Genomic DNA, 16168 nt, shown 5'->3' with positions numbered 1-16168 from the left:
AGGGGGAAACGCTTTCGGCGTGGGAGGCGGTGGATCTGCCATGACGCTGGAGGACTTCACCGAGTTCGGCGGCGACGAGGGCGACGGCGGCGATACCGACGCCGCCGACCCCCCGGCCGCCGGGCGCGGTGACGCCGAACGCGGTGACAGTGAGAGCGGCGATACCGCGTCGTCGGACGGGGGCGCGGCCGGCGGCGGGTTCGCCGCGTACGACGTGGAACCGGCGGGCGAGGACGCCGGGCTCGGCGTCGTCTCCGTCTCGCAGGGGCTCCGAGTCGCCGAGGAGGAGGACGAGACGACGCTGCGGGCGTTCGTCACGACCGGGAACCGCGAGTCGGTCCGGCTCGGCAAGTACCTCCTGATCCCGTATCCGGACGGTGAGCGGCTGTTCTGTCGGATCACGGGGTTGGAGTACGCACAGGAGTTCCGGTCGGACGACGCCACCGAGATCCACGCCCGCCGGCAGATGCGCCGCGACGACTTCGCCGAGCGCGACTACAAGTTCATGGCCGAACTGGAGCCGATGTCCGTCGTCTACGGCTCCGGCGACGACATGAAACGACGGATGACCGACCGGGTCCCGAAGCCGGGCGCGGTCGTCGAAGAGGCCTCCGACGACGCCGAGATCAAGACCGGGCTGAAGATCCCCGAGGACGGCGTCTTCCTCGGCCACCTCTCCGTCGGCGGCGAGAAGGTCCGGACGGCGGCCGAGCCGCCCACGGTCGACTACCGGGTGAAGGACGACTACGCGGACGGCGACCCGCTCGCGTTCCGCCACACCCTCGTCGCCGGCGGGACCGGGTCGGGGAAGACCCACGCCTCCAAGAACGTCCTCCGGCAGTACCTCGACTCGGACCGCACGTACCCGACCGGCGACGGCCGGGAGTCGCGGATGGCGGTCGTCCAGTTCGACCCGCAGGACGAGTACGCGCAGATGCACGACGACAACCCCGACCTCGGCGCCGACTTCGCGCGCCGGCTGGACCGCGAGGGGATCGCGCACGGCGGCCACGACGACACCGTCGCGCTGGTGCCGCGGGCCGCGAACGCGACGTATCCGGGCGAGGGCCACCGCGCCGAGCGCGTCGAGTTCACGATCCCCTTCTCGCTGGCGCGGGACATGCCGTGGCTCGTCGCCGGCTCCGGGCTCAACGAGAACCAGTATCCCGCCCTGTTGACCCTGCTCAACCGCTTCTTCCGTGACTACGGCGACGACGGGACCTACAGCCAGTTCCTCTCGTACCTCGACGACCCGGCGCTCAAAGAGGAGCTCGACGAGAGCGGTCGGGTCCACGAGGCGACGTTCGACGCCGTCAAACGGCGGGTCCGCGGCGTGCCCGGCGGTGTCTTCGACCAGGACGCGAAGCCGATCACGGAGCTGGACCACACCCTCGTCCGGCCCGGCGGGCTCTCCGTGATCCCGACGTACCACCTCCCCACGTCTCGGCAGAAGGAGATCGTCGTGCTCGCGGTCGCGGGCCTGCTCGTCGACGACAAGCTCTCGAACGACCCCGACAGCGACCGGATCGAGGAGACGCCGCTGCTCATCGGGATGGACGAGGCGCACAACTTCCTCGCGGACGCCGACACGGTGCAGGCCCGCAAGGTCGTCCAGAAGTTCACCGAGGCCGCGAAGCAGGGCAGGAAGGAGCGGCTCGGCCTCTTCCTGATCACGCAGGACCCGCAGGACGTTGCCGAGTCGGTATTTAAACAGGTGAACACGAAGATCGTCTTGAACCTCGGCGACGAGGACGCGATCTCCAGCGTCAACATCCCCGCGAACCTCGCCGGGAAGGTCCCGTACATGGAGAAGGGGCAGATGGTGGTCTACTCCCCGGACAACTCCGAGCCCGTCGAGCTGATCGGGCTCTCGGAGTGCGTGACTCGCCACGGGGAGTGAGCGGACGGGCGCGCGCGCCGGTCGGGATCGGTGCGAGCTCGATCGCGACCGGATTGCCGCCGAGTCGGAGCCGCCGCCGGCCTTTTTACCTCGAGACTGAGAAACTGGCCTATGGGCAAACGGATCCTCGTTGCGATCGACGGGTCGGCGGAGGCGGCCGAGGCGCTTCAGTTCGCGGCGACGGAGTGGCCCGACGCCGAGCTGACGGCCCTGCACGTGATCAACCCCGCCGACTCGGCGACCGGCGCGGAGGGCGGGTTCCCGGGCGCCGCGGACCAGTGGTACGACAGCGCCAAGCAGCGCGGCGAGCGGGTCCTGAGCGAGGCGGCCGCGACGGTCGACCGCGAGGTCGAGACGAGACTCGAGGTGGGGCGGCCGACGGCGACGATTCTCGGCGTGGCGGGCGGCGAGAAGCCGGTCGGCGAGGACGATCCCGCCGAGCCGTTCGACCACGTCGTGCTGGCGAGTCAGGGGCGGACCGGGCTCTCCCGGGTCCTGCTCGGGAGCGTCGCGGAGGGCGTGGTCCGCCGGGCCGAGGTGCCCGTGACGGTCGTTCGGTGAGGTATGTATTTAAAACGGGGCGCCGGCGGCGACGTGGATCAGTCTTCAGCCTGCTCCGCCTCGGTCACCTCGCCGACGACCGTCCACCCGTTCTCGTCCGGACCGGAGCGCCCGAGTAACACGGACTCGTAGTCGTCGTCGGTGATCAGGCGGAACGCCGCGTCGCCGTCGGCGTCCGTCCGGACCCCTTCGCCGCGGAACTCCCGCTGGAAGAACTCCGTCGAGGAGAACTCGTAGACCCCGGTCTCGCCGTCGTCGAGGGTGAGCCGGACGGGCCGCGGTTGAACGTTGTGGATGCGCTTGGCGATCGGATTGAGGTCGGGCATACCGGGACATGCGCGCGATTCGGGAATAAAACCGCCGTCCGAAGGCGGCCGAGACGGGCGACCGCGCCTCACCGGTCGAAACCACCGTAGGGTGTTAAGTCCTCACAGCGCGTTCACACAGGGGATCACGCATGTTGTCAGAATCCCTAAACTACCTCCGCGACAGCGACGACGCCATCGTGACGGTCGCGATCGGCGGCGTACTGCTGCTCGCGAGTCCGCTCCTGATTCCCTCGTTCCTCGTGCTCGGATATCTCGCACGGGTTCTCCGGCAGACGGCCGACGGCGACGACGAACCGCCGGTCTTCGAGGAGTGGGGCGACCTCCTCGTCGAGGGAGCGAAGGCGTTCGCCGTCACGTTCGTGTATTCGCTGCTGCCGCTCGCGATCCTGGCGGTCGCCGCCGTCTTCGGCGTCGGCGCGGCCGTTCTCGGCTCCGGTGACGGCGCCGGCGGCATCCTCGGCGGGCTGGTCGGCGGGCTGTTGGCGCTGCTGCTCGTCGTCGCCGCGCTGGCCGTCTCGGTCGCCGGCGTCTACGTGACGCCGGCGGCGCTGGCCGCGGTCGCGGAGTCCGGGCGCGTCGGCGACGGCTTCGCGCTCGGCGCGCTCTGGGGCGTCGTCTCGAAGCGGGCGTACGCCGTCGGGTGGCTCACCGCAATCGCGGTGGCGCTCGCCGGCTCGTTGGCGATCGGCGTGCTCTCCGTCGTCCCGGTCCTCGGCACGATCGCCGGGGTGTTCGTCCAGTTCTACGCGATCGTCGCGGCCGCCGCGATCATCGGCTGGACGTGGACCGACGTGCGGCCGGTCGCGACCGACGCGACGGAACCCGACACCGCGAATCGGCCCGCCGTGTGAGTCGGCGGACGGTCGAGACTCGCCGGTGTTCAGTGGGAACGGAACAGACCGCCTGAAAAAGCCGCGGGCGAGGGTTACTCGTCGAGGACGTCGTCGTAGTCGCCGGCGTCGACGCGGTCGTCGAACGTCCGGGCGTCCTCGCCCTCGATGGTGACGCCGAGGGAGGCGCAGGTGCCGCCGACTTCCTTGGCGGCGTTTTTCACGTCGTACGCGAGCAGGTCGCTCGACTTCTGCTCGGCGACCTTCTTCACCTGTTCGATGGACATGTCCGCGACGAAGTCCTTCTGAGGCTCGCCGGAGCCGGTCTCGAAGCCGGCCTCGTCTTTGATCAGTTCGGCCGTCGGGGGGACGCCGACCTCGATCGTGAAGGAGCCGTCGTCGTCGTACTCGACGGTGACGGGCACTTCCATGCCGTCGAACGCGGCGGTCTCGTCGTTGATCTGCGACACGACGTCCTGAACGTCCACCGGCGTCGGTCCGAGCTCGGGACCGAGCGGCGGGCCTGGGGTGGCCTGCCCGCCGGGGACGAGCGCTTCGATAGTTCCAGCCATATCCGTACGAACCCGGTGGCGACTTTTAACGGTTGTTCTTTCGAGCAGCGGGAGCCAGCGGTTCGCACACCACTGTGATCGGCCGTGGTGCGGCCGTTACGTCGTTTGGGGGGACACTCCGGACGCGGAGATCGCTTATAAGCGCTCCCGCGCGGTGACCGCCACCGAATCGCCGGCGACCCGATGCGGATCACGGCTCCGCGGGCGGCGACCCGTCTCCCGGAACCGCTTCGCGAGCCGTGCGCCCGGGGAGGAACGTCCCGGTCTCGCGGCGGACGCCGAGCAGCAGCGCGACTCCCGCGGCGAGCGGGAGGACCGCGCAGGCGGCGTAGATGGGCGCGAACCCGACCGCCTCGATCAGCGGGAGCGACACCATGGGCCCGAGGCCGCCGCCCACGTCGCCGAGGACGTTGTTCGTCCCCGACGCCCGGCCCATCCGCTCGTCGGGGGTCAGGTCCGCGAGGAGGGCCATCATCGGACCGCTCGTCCCGCCCTGCCCGGCGCCGATGAAGACGCAGGCGAGCCCGAGCGAGACCACCGACCCGGCCCGCGCGAGCAGCAGGAACCCGACGAACGACACCACGAGGAACGTCAGCAGTATCGGCGTCCGCGAGTCTCGAGTGTCCGATATCCGACCGCCGACGAGCATGAAGAAGGACGCCGAGAGGACGGTGCCGGCCATGAACAGCCCGGAGGTCCCCTGCGGGGCGAGCCCGAAGAGTGAGATGTCGTTCGCCCCGAGAAAAAGCACGAGCGTGGAGAACAGCGCGCCGATGTACGCGAACATCAGCCCGAAGTTGACCAGCCCGACCGTCACGGCGGGGACGGCGGTGTCCACGTCCCACGGATTGATCGCGTCGCCCGACCGGTCGCCCGTGACGTGGGTCTCCGGGACGTAGCGGTAGGCGACGACGCTGGCGGTCAGGGCGAAGGCGGCCGCGACGGCGAAGGCGGCGATGTTGCCCGCGAGCGCGGAGACGATTCCGCCGAGCACCAGGCCGGCCGGGAACCCCATCGTGATCCCGCCGCGGACGACGCCCATGTTCGTCCCCCGCGAACCGCTGTCGGAGAGGTCGGCGGCGATGGTGTAGGCGGTCGCGAACACCGCGGCGGACCCGAGCCCCCAGAGGACCCGCGCGAGCAGAAACCACGTCTCGGGCGCGACGGCGACCCCGATCGGAGCGAACCACTGCTCCGCGCCGAGCGTCACCGGCCCCGCCGCGACCGTCGGCAGGGAGGCGGCGAGGGGACGGAGCGACTCGGCGGGCGGCATCGCGAGCGCGACGACGTACCCGAGGGTGGCGACGCCCTCCACGAGCAGCCCGACGACAAACGGGGTGCGCGTTCCGTACCGGTCGACCAAGGCGCCGGCCGGCGCGTTCGCGACGAGCCGCACCCACCGGTTCGCCGAGAGGATCACCCCGACCATGAACGCCGAGATGCCGAGGACCGCGCCGAGGTTTGGGAGGATCGGGAAGACGACCCCGCCGCCGAAGCCGACGAAGAAGGTGCTGGCGATCACCGCGAGCAGCACGGTCGGCGGCCGATCGAACCCGAGCAGCCCCACCTCAGCCACCCCGCCTCGTCGGGCGGCGGGGGACGCGGTCGACGCCGTTCCGGCCCGGGCCGCCGATCATTCGTCCGCGTCCCCGTTCTCGGTCCGCCCCCCGCCCTCCGGCGCCATCTCAGCGATCCCCACTTCGAGCGAGGGGAGCTCCACGCCCTCGGCGAGCAGCGGGTCGACGATCCGGCGGAGGGTCGCCTCCGCGACCGCTCGCGTATACGTCGGCTCGGGACGGTCGGCGGCGTCGAACGTTCCGGACGGGGAGTCGTCGGGCGAGGAGTCGTCGGGCGAGGAGTCGTCGGGCGAGGAGTCGTCGGGCGAAGAGTCGTCGGGCGAAGAGTCGTCGGACCGGTCGCGGCCGAACCCCTCGCCGTCGGCGGCGTCGTCGGCCCCCCCGCTCAAGGTTATCTGTCGCGTCCGCGCGCCGTCCAGCGTCGCCACCAAGAGGGCGGCCGTCTCCTCGACGTCGACGTCGCGGAAGACCCCCGCCTCGATGCCGGATTCGAGAATGTCGACGACTGTCCCGCGGAGCAGCCGGTCGCTCCGGACGAGCTGTTCGCGGATCGGCTCGTTGAACGGCCCCTGCGTGCGGAGCTCGAGGAGGGCGATGTGGAACGCCTCCCGGTCGACCGCCTGTCGCTCGAAGACGAACCACCCGATGAACCCCGCGAGCCGCTCCGCCGGCGGGTCGTCGGCGTGGGCCGCGATCCGACGCTCCGAGTCGCTGATGACGTGATCGAGGAAGGCGACGAGCAGGTCCTCCTTCGTGTCGTAGTGGTAGTGGAGCAGCGACTTGCTCTTCGAACACTCGTCGGCGATGTCTTGCATCGTCGCGTCGGCGTAGCCGTGTGCGCGGAGCGCGCGGTAGACCCCGTCCATGATCTCGTCCGCCGCGCTCGGCTCGTCGCTCATTGACTGACCGGTCAGTCAGCAATCGGTAAATCCCTGTCGGTCGGTGACGTTTCGGTCGCGATAGCGGACGGAGCAGTCGCTCAGGAGCGTAGGACAGTCGAAAAGCCGATACACCTGAGAACGTCGTCGCCGGAGTTACAGGCGGGTGACGTTCGTCGCGCGCGGACCCTTGTCCGCTTCCTCGATGTCGAACTCGACTTCCTGACCCTCTTCCAGGTCCGGGCCGCCGACGTCCTCCATGTGGAAGAACACGTCCTCGTCCGCGTCGTCAGTCTCGATAAATCCGTAGCCGCCAGTGTCGTTGAAGAAGTCAACTTCGCCTTTCGCCATTGCACTCGTACCGGGGAGTGGAGCACATAAAAGGCTTCCGCGAGCGGTTCGGGCGTGCGAACCCGCCCCACGGACAGGCCGCTAGGAGCCGTGCCCGCGACCCGCGATCGACCGTGCCCGCCACACGTGATTATCCCCCCGCAAACCGCGGCTCTCGCGGCTCCCATTCGGGTGCCCCCCGAGCGCACCGAGCCGGTGACAGATTCGCAACACGAGGCCGGCGACGCCGCTCGTCGATACCCCGAAGACTCCGCCACGTTAGTAACTACTATACGACCCCGGTGCGGAACCGTTAGGTATGAGTCAGTCGTACAATCGAGGCCTCATCGAGGACTTCAGCCGCTGGCGGGAGTTCGAGGCGGGGATGTGGGCCTGGATCTTTCATAAGTTCACGGGGTGGGTGCTCATCGGCTACCTGTTCACTCACATCGCCGTGTTGAGTACCGCGATCCCGGCAGCCGACGGCGCGACGATGATGTTCCAGGGGTCACAGACGGACGTGTTCACGGGAACGATCGTCAGCCTCGAAGGGCTGCTTTTAGTGCGTATCCTTGAGGTCGGCCTGCTCGCAGTCGCCGTGTTCCACATGCTCAACGGCACCCGGCTCCTCCTCGTCGACCTCGGGGTCGGACTGGAGGCACAAGACAAGAGCTTCTACGCGTCGCTCATCTTGACCGGAGCGATCACCGTCGCGTCGGTTCCGACGTTCATCGCGGGGGCGTTCTGACATGGCGGAGCGCTACTCCTCGTTCGAGTCTGGCGGGCGGATGTGGCTGCTCCAGCGCGTCACGGCGGCGTTCCTGCTTGTCGTGCTGGCGTTCCACTTCTTCCTGCTTCACTTCGTCCACCACGCCGACGAGGTCACGCTCGCGGCCAGCTCGGCGCGGATGGAGCAGCTGAGCTACTACTCGCTGATGGTACTGTTCCTCGTGACCGCGACGTTCCACGGGGTCAACGGCGTGTACAACGCGCTCGTCAACCAGGGGCTGACCGGGACCAAGCGCACGGTCGTCAAGTGGTCGCTCGTGGCCGCGAGCGTCGTGCTGCTGTTCCAGGGGATTCGGACGGCAAACGCATGGGCGGGCGGTTTCCCGCTTCTCTGAACTATGAGTACGCAGATACCGAAACAGACGGACGAATCGAGCGACACCGACGCCGAGGCGGAGGCGCCTTCGAAAGGCGACGAGCGTCGAGACGAGAAGCGACGGCGCGCCGCCGAGGATCGCGCGCGCCGTCAGGCGGAGGAGGCTGAGAAAGCCGCCGCCGACGAGGAGACGGTCGAGCTGAAGGTGTTCCGATACGACCCCGAGATCGAGGGGAAACAGGAGCCGCGGTTCGACACGTTCCACGTCCCGTTCACGAAGGGGATGACCGTCCTGGACGCGCTGATGTACTCGCGGGACACGTACGACTCCTCGCTCACGTTCCGGCACTCCTGCAGACAGGCGGTCTGCGGGTCCGACGCGATGTTCGTCAACGGCGGCCAGAAGCTGGCGTGTAAGACCCAGATCTCGGACCTCGAAGAGCCGATTCGGGTGGAGCCGCTTCCCCACGCCGAGGTGCGGAAGGACCTCGTCGTCGACTTAGAGCACTTCTACGACCAGATGGAGGCCGTCGAGCCGTACTTCCAGACGAACGAGTACCCCGACGGCGAACTGGAGGAGCAGCGCCAGACGCGGGAGAACCGCGAGAAGATCAAGATGTCGACTCGGTGTATCTGGTGTAGTGCGTGTATGTCCTCGTGTAACATCGCCGCCGGCGACAACGAGTACCTCGGCCCCGCCGCGATCAACAAGGCCTACCGGTTCGCGATGGACGAGCGCGAGGGCGAGGACATGAAACAGAAGCGACTGGAGATCATCGAGCAGGAACACGGCGTCTGGCGGTGTCAGACGCAGTTCTCCTGTACGGAGGTGTGTCCGAAGGACATCCCGCTCACCGAGCACATCCAGGAGCTGAAACGCGAGGCAGTCAAGAACAACCTGAAGTTCTGGTGAGCACGGTGGACACGCTCAAGTTACTTCGAACCTAACGAGATACCATACAACAATGCACGAACACGACGTTATCGTTGTCGGCGCCGGGGGGGCGGGACTCCGGGCGGCGATCGCGGCACAGGAAGCGGGGGCCGACGTGGCCATCGTCTCGAAGCTCCACCCGGTCCGATCGCACACGGGCGCGGCCGAGGGCGGGATCAACGCGGCGCTTCGCGACGCCGACTCGTGGCAGGACCACGCCTACGACACGATGAAGGGCTCCGACTACCTCGGGGACGCCCCGGCGGTCGAGGCCCTCTGTCAGGAGAGCCCGGAAGAGGTCATCCAGCTCGAACACTGGGGGATGCCGTTCTCCCGCGAGGACGACGGGCGCGTCTCTCAGCGGCCGTTCGGCGGGCTGTCGTTCCCGCGCACCACGTACGCCGGCGCGGAGACCGGCCACCAGATGCTCCACACGATGTACGAGCAGGTGGTCAAACGCGGAATCACGGTGTACGACGAGTGGCACGTGATGGAGCTCGCCGTCACCGACGAGGAGGACCCCGCCGACCGGACCTGTCACGGCGTCGTCGCCTACGACATTCAGAGCGGCGAGATAAGCGGCTTCCGCGCCGAGAACGGCGTCATTCTCGCGACCGGCGGGATGGGACAGGTGTTCGATCACACCACGAACGCGGTCGCGAACACCGGCGACGGCGTCGCGATGGCGTACCGCGCCGGCGTCCCGATGGAGGACATGGAGTTCATCCAGTTCCACCCGACGACGCTGCCGTCGACGGGCGTGCTCATCTCCGAGGGGGTCCGCGGCGAGGGGGGTATCCTCTACAACAAGGAGGGAGAGCGCTTCATGTTCGAGCACGGCTACGCGAACAACGACGGCGAGCTCGCCTCCCGCGACGTGGTCTCCCGGGCCGAGCTGACCGAGGTCAACGAGGGGCGCGGCATCGAGGACGAGTACGTCCACCTCGACATGCGTCACCTCGGCGAGGAGCGCATCCTCGACCGGCTTGAGAACATCCTCCACCTCGCGGAGGACTTCGAGGGCGCCGACGGGCTCACCGAACCGATGCCGGTCAAGCCCGGCCAACATTACGCCATGGGCGGCATCGAGACGAACGAGTTCGGCGAGACCGCCATCGGCGGTCTCTACGCGGCCGGCGAGTGTGCCTGCGCGTCGGTCCACGGGGCGAACCGCCTCGGCGGCAACGCGCTTCCGGAGCTCATTGTCTTCGGCAAGCGCGCCGGGCGCCACGCGGCCGGCGAGGAGATGGGCGAAGCGGAGATCACGACCGGTAAAGCGGGAGACTGGGAGCCCGCCGACTACGAGTTCGAGGTCGAGGTCGGCGAGGCCGGCGGACAGGGCCCCGCGGCGGCCGACGGCGGCGCGGTGGCGACGGACCCCGACGGGGTGCTCGAAGCCGAGGTCGAGCGCGCGAAGGCCCGCGTCGAGGAACTGCTCTCGCGGAAGGGCCGGAACCACGCGGAGATCCGCTCGAGGGTCCAGCAGACGATGACCGATAACGTCAATGTGTTCCGCGAGGAGGGCCGGCTCGAGGAGACGCTCGGCGACCTCCGCGAGGCGCGAGAGGCGTACAAGGACGTGGCCGTCTCGGACCCGTCCCGGACGTTCAACACCGACCTCATCCACACGATGGAGACCCGGAACATCCTCGACATCGCGGAGGCGCTCACGATGGGCGCGCTCGCGCGCAAGGAGTTCCGCGGCGCCCACTGGCGGAAGGAGCACCAGGAGCGGAAAGACGGGGAGTGGCTGAAACACACGCTCGTCTCCTGGAACGACGGCGAGCCCGAACTGTGGTACAAGCCGACGATCCTCGAAGGCGAAGACAAGACGTACGAGCCGAAGAGCCGGTCGTACTAAGCGGCGAGTCGCCGACGATCGATCCGGATCGTTCACGATTTCCTATCCGTCGTCGGTCGAAAGCCGATGCGGATCGGCCGGGGACGGCGGCGGTGGGCTCACCGATTCGACCCAATAGTTGACGCGTATCGGGCGTGTTCGCCCCGCTACCGGCTGTTCGAGTGATTTCGACGATCGTTGAATGGGGGGTTTATTATCGTCGAACTCTATGTCTCAGACAAGATGTTAGAGACAGAGACCGCACGCACCGCGGCGCCGGCACTGCCGCCGGAGCTGCAGTCTCCCCGCGCGAAGCTCGTGTACCTGTACCTGACGACGAACGGCGACGCGACCGTCTCGGAGATGGGCGACTCGCTGGGGATGAAGAAGCTCTCGCTGTACAGCATCCTGAAGACCCTCCGGAAGGAGGACATGGTCGACTGCGACGGCGACACCTACGCGCTGAACTGACGGTCTCACCGGTCCGTTCTCGACGCTCCCCGACCCGGTCAGCGGAGCGTTTACCAGCCCGCGGAACGCAGTGAGGCCGTGGACGCGAACCAGACAGAGTTTCGAAACCCGTTCGGGATGGATACGGAGTGTGAGAACTGTCCCGAGCTGTGCGGCCCCCGCGACCGCGTCGTTCACGGCTACGGCGACGTGGGCGGCGAGTTCCTCGTGGTCGGCACCCGACCGAGCGCGGCCGCCGAGGCCAACGGCGTCCCCTTCACCGGCGCGGGCGCCGGCGAGCGGGTGCAGTCGATCTTCGCCGACCTCGGGTTCGTCCGGTCGGCGCCGGACGCGACGGAGCCCGACGTGCAGAACGTCTTTTTCACGAACCTGACGCGCTGTCGGCACCCCGACCGCGAGCCGACCGATCGCGAGGTCGAGACGTGCGAGCCGTTCCTCAACGCCGAGATCCGGATGATAAACCCGCAGATCATCGTACCCGTGGGCGAGCGACCGCTCCGCGAGCTCGCGATCGAGTACACCACCCGGCGGCCGGACTCCTTCGACCTCGACGCCGAGCACGCGACGACGATCCGCGGTCGCGGCTTCGAGCTGGTACCGATGAAAGATCCGACTGAGATGACGGACGCCGAGGCCGACGCGTTCCGGGAACACATGCGCGAGAACGTGTTGAGTCGGGACTACCGGCAGACGAAGGGGCGTCAGAGCCGCTGAAGCGACGACGGAGAACGGGACTCGCTCTCAGTCGGCCGGGTCGTCGAGGTCCTCCACGTCGTCGATGGCGTCGCCGAGGAGGTTGGTCGTCGCGTCGCCGCTGTCCGCGCCGAACGCGCAGTCGATGAGGATGTGACCGCCGAGCGTCGTGGGCGAGATGACCTGGTCTGCGCCGGCCCGACGGAGCTTGTTGATGTTCTCCCGCTGAGTCACCGCGGCGACGATGCGCACGTCGGGGTTGAGCTGTCTGGCGGTGAGGATTGCGAGCGCGTCGCGCGCGTCGTCCTCGGTCGCGACGACGACCGCGCGGGCGCCCTCGAGGTTGACTCGTTCGAGCGGCTCGACGTCGCTGGGATCGGCGACGAGCACCGGCACCTCGTGGTCGGAGAGCCGCTGGGCGGCGGTCTGGTCGGTCGTCACGACGGCGTACTCGGTGCCGTCCCGGGCGTCGAGCTCTTCGAGAATCGGTTCCGTCAGGTCCCCGTAGCCGAGCACGAGGACGTGGTCGTCGAGGAGGTCTATCTGTCTGTCGGTCATTTTTCCGAGTGCCTTGGAGAGCTGCGCCTCGATGGCCGGGGTGAGGAGGACACCGAGCGCCACCGCGAACGCGGCGACGTTCATGACGAGCGAGGAGAGCACGAACAGCTGCGCGATGTCGGCGGCCGAACCGGTCTCCGGGGTCACGTCCCCGTAGCCGACCGTGGAGGCGGTGACGACGGTGAAGTAGAACGCGTCGACGATGGTCTCGACCCCGTTGAACCGGTCGCGGAGCGCGTACGTCCCGACCGTCCCGTACGAGACCGCGGTCACGAGCGCGGCGCCCGCCGCGAGTTGGGTCGGCGACGGCGAGAAGTTCCTGTCGAACCGCCCGCGGTTGTACGCCAGCGCGGGCATCGACACGAACGACAGCGCCACCAACGGGAACGACAACACCGAGGCCTGCATCAGGCCTTGGAGGGCGGTTAGCGGGAGCAGTATCGCCGTGGAGTACCAGCCGACGCGGTAGCCGTTCCGCAGCGCGAAGCCGCTTCCGAACATCGCGAACCCCGTGATCGTCCCGGTGAACCCGACGGTCTGTCGGACGACCACGGGCACGTACGGGGAGAGCGGGCCGTCGACCCCGAGCCCGCCGATCTGGGCGAGCCCGGCGAGTATCGACAGCACCGCGACCGCGAACGTCAGGAGAATGGATGCTCTGACGGTCACCCAATCGCGGGTCAACTCCATGCGAGGTGGTCGCCGACGGCGAACTTAAACCCCGCGAGCGACGTCGACGACGCCCCTGAGAGGGATTGACAGACGCTTCGGGTCGCTCCCAACGCCGACACAGGTTTAAACCCGCCGCCGAGTGAGGGGCGTATGTCACTGCCGGTCGAGATCGTCTTCGGGATCTACCTCGGCGTCATCACCGGGATCGTCCCCGCACTGGTGGCCGGGGTCCTCGGGTTCGTGTTCAAGTACGTCACCGACGTGACGATCCCGGGGCTCGGGGTGGTCGTGTTGTCGCTCGCGATCGCCGGCATAAACGGCGGACTGCTCGCGCTCAACGACGAGACGATCCGGTCGTCGGAGCGCGCGCCGGCGGTCCTCACGGCGATCGTCGTGGTGTTGATGCTCTCGATGTACGCCCACGCGCAGGGGGACCGCCTCGGCGCCAGCGTCCCCAAGCGGATCTCGCTCAGACAGCTCCGCGACCGGACGCTCTCGACCGACGTGATCGAGCTCGTCGGCGGTCGGGGGCGGGTCTCCGTGGAGGTGACCGGCGAGGTGAGCGACATGGAGGGGTACCCGCCGCTACCGGCCGAGACCCGCCGGGCGATCCTCGACGGCGACTGGACGTTCCCGGCTCACCTCCCGCTCGCGGAGCTCGAAGAGCGGTTCGGGGAGCGGCTACGGACCGAGCTCGATCTTGCCGACGTGTCGGTCCGCATCGACGAGCAGGCGCGCGCGACCGTGGCGGCCGCACCCCCCACCGGCGCGCTCTCGAAGCGGGTCCCGGCCGGGAGGCGCGCGGTGTCGCTGTCGGCGCTCGTGCCGACCGGCCTCGCCCGGGGCGACCTCGTTCGCGTGGTCACCCCTGACCACGACGTGGAGGGGGCGGTGCTCGCGGCCCGGTCGAGCGGAAAGGCGGAGCCCGGCGCGGGCGCCGCACCGATCCCCGACTCGACCGTCGACGAGGGCGCCGCCGACGACCTCCGGACTGACGGCGGAGAGGAGGCCGTCGCCGCTCCCCCGGCGGCGACCGCGCCGACGACGACCGGCGGCGAGGGCCGGGTGACGGTCGCCGTCGATCGCTCCGAGGCGACGGCGCTGCTGCGCGCCGACCGGGGGCGCGTGCTGGTGCTGTCGCGGGGCACCCGCCGAGAGTACGAGCTCACGGCGCTGTTGCGGCGGACTGGCAAGCGGTTCCGGAGGGTCTCGGTCGTCGCGGGCGGACCGCTGGACGGCCACACCATCGGCGAGGTCGAGGTCCGAGAGGCGTACGACGTGGCTGTCCTCGCGGCGCGTCACGAGTCGTGGACGATCGCGCCGAGCGGGTCACAGCCGCTCTCGGCGGGCGACGAGCTGTTCGTCGTCGGGAGCCGAGACGCGCTCGATCGGTTCGAGGAGGTGGCCGCGTGACGCTCGCGACCGCCGCGGTCGTCGTCGCGGAGGTCGGCGGGGCGGGTGCGGACGCCGCCGCCGTCACTGCCGTCGTCGCCGCCGTCGACGTCGGGTTCGCCCGACCCCGGCAGGCGGCGGTCACCCTCACCACGTTCGCCGTCCTCGCCGTGCTCGTCGCGGGAAGCGCGTCGCTGGCGTACCGCTGGTACTTCCGCACGGAGATCCCCGACGGGGTGACGGGCCTGCTCGGGGTCGCCGTCGTCGCGCTGTACCTCAACACGACCTCGCTGGGCGCGGTCGCGGTCGGCGACAACCCGGCGCTGTTAGCGCCCGAGAGCGTGTTCTTCAACCTCGTCTCCCTCGGCGTGGCGGCGGTGATGGCACCGATCGGCCGGTACGCGGGCGACAGGCTCGCGGTCGACGTGTTCGCGCTCACCGGCGCCAAGCAGCTCGAAGGCGAGCTGAGCGGCGTCGTTCGCGTGGTGGGCCGGTTCACGGCGGTGACGCTCCCGTCTGCCGACGCGATCGGCGACATGGACACATACGACCCCGTCTCGCCGGACAAGAAGGAGGAGCTCGCCGAGACGACGCTCCTCTTCGCGCGAAAGCTCTCGGAGGAGGACCTCCGCGAGCGGCTCGTCGCCCGGCTCAAAGATGAGTACGGCGTCGGCTACGTCGACGTCGACCTCGACGCGGAGGGGACGGTCGAGTACTTCGCGGTCGGCTCCCGCGCCGCCGGGCTCGGACCGACGCTCGCGCCGGGGTCGGCGGCGGTCGCGGTGGCGACGGACCCGCCGAACAACGCGACCGCCGGCGACACGGTCCAGCTGTGGCGGGACGACCCGGAGCCGAAACGGGTCGCGACCGGCGAGCTCCGTGGGATCGCGGACGACGCCGTCACCGTCGCGCTCGATGAGTCGGACGCCGAGCGGCTGGTCGGGGAGGGCGGGTACCGGCTGGTGACGCTCCCCGCGGAGCCGCAGGCGGACCGCGAGTTCGCCTCCCTGCTGCGCACCGCGGACGAGACGATGGCGTCCGTCACCGTTGGGGCGGGGAGCGACCTCGCTGGCAGCACCGTCGGAGAGGCGGGTACCGTCGTCGCCGCGGTCCGCCCGAAGAAGGGCTCCGTCCAGCCGATCCCCCGGCGCGCGTACACGTTCGAGGCCGGCGACCTCGTGTACCTCGTCGGCCGCCCGGACGCGATCCGCCGGTTCGAGGCGGCCGCGGCGGCGGGATCGACGCCTTCGGACGGAGACGACGAGGAGGATCCCGACGCGGACGACAGCGACGCATCCAACGACAGCGACGACGCCGACCGGGCGCAACGCTCTTGAGTCGCCCGCGCGGGGATCCGCGTATGGAGTGGAAGCTGTTCGCCGACCTCGCGGAGATCGCCGGCGGACGCGAGATCGACGTGGCGGCGGAGCCGGGCGACACGGTCGGCGACGCGCTGGACGCGCTGATAGAGGCTCACCCGGACCTCCGAGACAGAGTGCTCGACCTGTCTCTTATACACATCTCTG

Annotated in this window: 18 protein-coding genes; 12 read left to right on the top strand and 6 right to left on the bottom strand. The window is 69.2% G+C overall.

The window, feature by feature from the left end; all coding sequences use genetic code 11:
- Positions 1 to 40: 40 nt before the first annotated feature.
- Both C468_RS06790 and C468_RS06785 read left to right on the top strand, forming a co-directional pair.
- The gene (locus C468_RS06790; protein WP_008848147.1) at positions 41 to 1900 is read left to right on the top strand and encodes an ATP-binding protein; all 1860 of its coding nucleotides are present in this window, start codon (positions 41 to 43) and stop codon (positions 1898 to 1900) included.
- A gap of 111 nt (positions 1901 to 2011) precedes the next feature.
- The gene (locus C468_RS06785; RefSeq protein ID WP_008848146.1) at positions 2012 to 2461 is read left to right on the top strand and encodes a universal stress protein; all 450 of its coding nucleotides are present in this window, start codon (positions 2012 to 2014) and stop codon (positions 2459 to 2461) included.
- 38 nt (positions 2462 to 2499) lie between these two features.
- Here C468_RS06785 and C468_RS06780 read toward each other — a convergent pair whose 3' ends face one another.
- The gene (locus tag C468_RS06780) at positions 2500 to 2787 is read right to left on the bottom strand and encodes a hypothetical protein (protein ID WP_008848145.1); all 288 of its coding nucleotides are present in this window, start codon (positions 2785 to 2787) and stop codon (positions 2500 to 2502) included.
- A gap of 131 nt (positions 2788 to 2918) precedes the next feature.
- Between C468_RS06780 and C468_RS06775 the strand changes: the two genes are divergently transcribed.
- Complete coding sequence (locus C468_RS06775; RefSeq protein ID WP_008848144.1) at positions 2919 to 3641, top strand: DUF4013 domain-containing protein; 723 nt, start codon at positions 2919 to 2921, stop codon at positions 3639 to 3641.
- 74 nt (positions 3642 to 3715) lie between these two features.
- Here the strand turns inward: C468_RS06775 and C468_RS06770 are convergent, their stop codons facing one another.
- The 4 genes from C468_RS06770 to C468_RS06755 form a co-directional block, all read right to left on the bottom strand.
- Entirely contained in the window at positions 3716 to 4192 is a 477-nt protein-coding gene (locus C468_RS06770; RefSeq protein ID WP_008848143.1) for a 50S ribosomal protein L11, read from the bottom strand.
- 190 nt (positions 4193 to 4382) lie between these two features.
- Positions 4383 to 5759 (bottom strand): MFS transporter, encoded by a 1377-nt coding sequence (locus tag C468_RS06765; protein WP_008848142.1) that lies wholly within the window; start codon positions 5757 to 5759, stop codon positions 4383 to 4385.
- A 66-nt stretch (positions 5760 to 5825) separates the two neighbouring features.
- Positions 5826 to 6668 carry a TetR/AcrR family transcriptional regulator gene (locus C468_RS06760; RefSeq protein ID WP_008848141.1) on the bottom strand — a complete coding sequence of 281 codons (843 nt, stop codon included), beginning with the start codon at positions 6666 to 6668 and terminating at the stop codon, positions 5826 to 5828.
- A gap of 135 nt (positions 6669 to 6803) precedes the next feature.
- Positions 6804 to 6998, bottom strand: a complete 195-nt coding sequence (locus C468_RS06755; RefSeq protein WP_004046659.1) for a cold-shock protein — start codon at positions 6996 to 6998, stop codon at positions 6804 to 6806.
- A gap of 298 nt (positions 6999 to 7296) precedes the next feature.
- Here C468_RS06755 and sdhC point away from each other — a divergent pair, with 298 nt between their 5' ends.
- From sdhC to C468_RS06725, 6 genes are all read left to right on the top strand, one after another.
- Positions 7297 to 7725, top strand: a complete 429-nt coding sequence (gene sdhC / locus C468_RS06750; protein WP_008848140.1) for a succinate dehydrogenase, cytochrome b556 subunit — start codon at positions 7297 to 7299, stop codon at positions 7723 to 7725.
- Between the two features lies 1 nt (position 7726).
- Positions 7727 to 8101, top strand: coding sequence for a succinate dehydrogenase subunit D (locus tag C468_RS06745; RefSeq protein WP_008848139.1), 375 nt, complete (start codon positions 7727 to 7729; stop codon positions 8099 to 8101).
- Positions 8102 to 8104: 3 nt separating this feature from the next.
- Entirely contained in the window at positions 8105 to 8995 is an 891-nt protein-coding gene (locus C468_RS06740; protein WP_008848138.1) for a succinate dehydrogenase/fumarate reductase iron-sulfur subunit, read from the top strand.
- A gap of 52 nt (positions 8996 to 9047) precedes the next feature.
- On the top strand, positions 9048 to 10877 hold the full coding sequence (locus C468_RS06735) for an FAD-binding protein (protein ID WP_008848137.1): 1830 nt from the start codon (positions 9048 to 9050) through the stop codon (positions 10875 to 10877).
- Positions 10878 to 11099: 222 nt separating this feature from the next.
- Positions 11100 to 11327, top strand: a complete 228-nt coding sequence (locus C468_RS06730) for a hypothetical protein (protein WP_008848136.1) — start codon at positions 11100 to 11102, stop codon at positions 11325 to 11327.
- Positions 11328 to 11405: 78 nt separating this feature from the next.
- Positions 11406 to 12041, top strand: a complete 636-nt coding sequence (locus C468_RS06725; protein WP_008848135.1) for a uracil-DNA glycosylase — start codon at positions 11406 to 11408, stop codon at positions 12039 to 12041.
- 27 nt (positions 12042 to 12068) lie between these two features.
- Here the strand turns inward: C468_RS06725 and C468_RS06720 are convergent, their stop codons facing one another.
- Positions 12069 to 13268 (bottom strand): NAD-binding protein, encoded by a 1200-nt coding sequence (locus C468_RS06720; RefSeq protein WP_008848134.1) that lies wholly within the window; start codon positions 13266 to 13268, stop codon positions 12069 to 12071.
- Positions 13269 to 13400: 132 nt separating this feature from the next.
- On the opposite strand from C468_RS06720, the gene C468_RS06715 reads away from it, so the two are divergent.
- The 3 genes from C468_RS06715 to C468_RS19180 form a co-directional block, all read left to right on the top strand.
- The gene (locus C468_RS06715; protein WP_008848133.1) at positions 13401 to 14663 is read left to right on the top strand and encodes a potassium channel family protein; all 1263 of its coding nucleotides are present in this window, start codon (positions 13401 to 13403) and stop codon (positions 14661 to 14663) included.
- Positions 14660 to 15979, top strand: coding sequence for a cation:proton antiporter regulatory subunit (locus C468_RS06710; protein ID WP_008848132.1), 1320 nt, complete (start codon positions 14660 to 14662; stop codon positions 15977 to 15979). The genes C468_RS06715 and C468_RS06710 overlap by 4 nt, the downstream gene beginning before the upstream one ends.
- Before the next feature lie 23 nt (positions 15980 to 16002).
- Positions 16003 to 16168: ubiquitin-like small modifier protein 1 (locus C468_RS19180; RefSeq protein ID WP_008848131.1), on the top strand; the 166-nt coding region annotated here is incomplete at its 3' end.

The sequence above is a fragment of the Halorubrum kocurii JCM 14978 genome, from assembly GCF_000337355.1.
In the GTDB taxonomy this organism is placed as follows: Archaea; Halobacteriota; Halobacteria; order Halobacteriales; family Haloferacaceae; genus Halorubrum; species Halorubrum kocurii.
The sequence above is the reverse complement of the archived record's forward strand: the minus strand, read 5'-3'. Positions and strand labels throughout refer to the sequence as shown.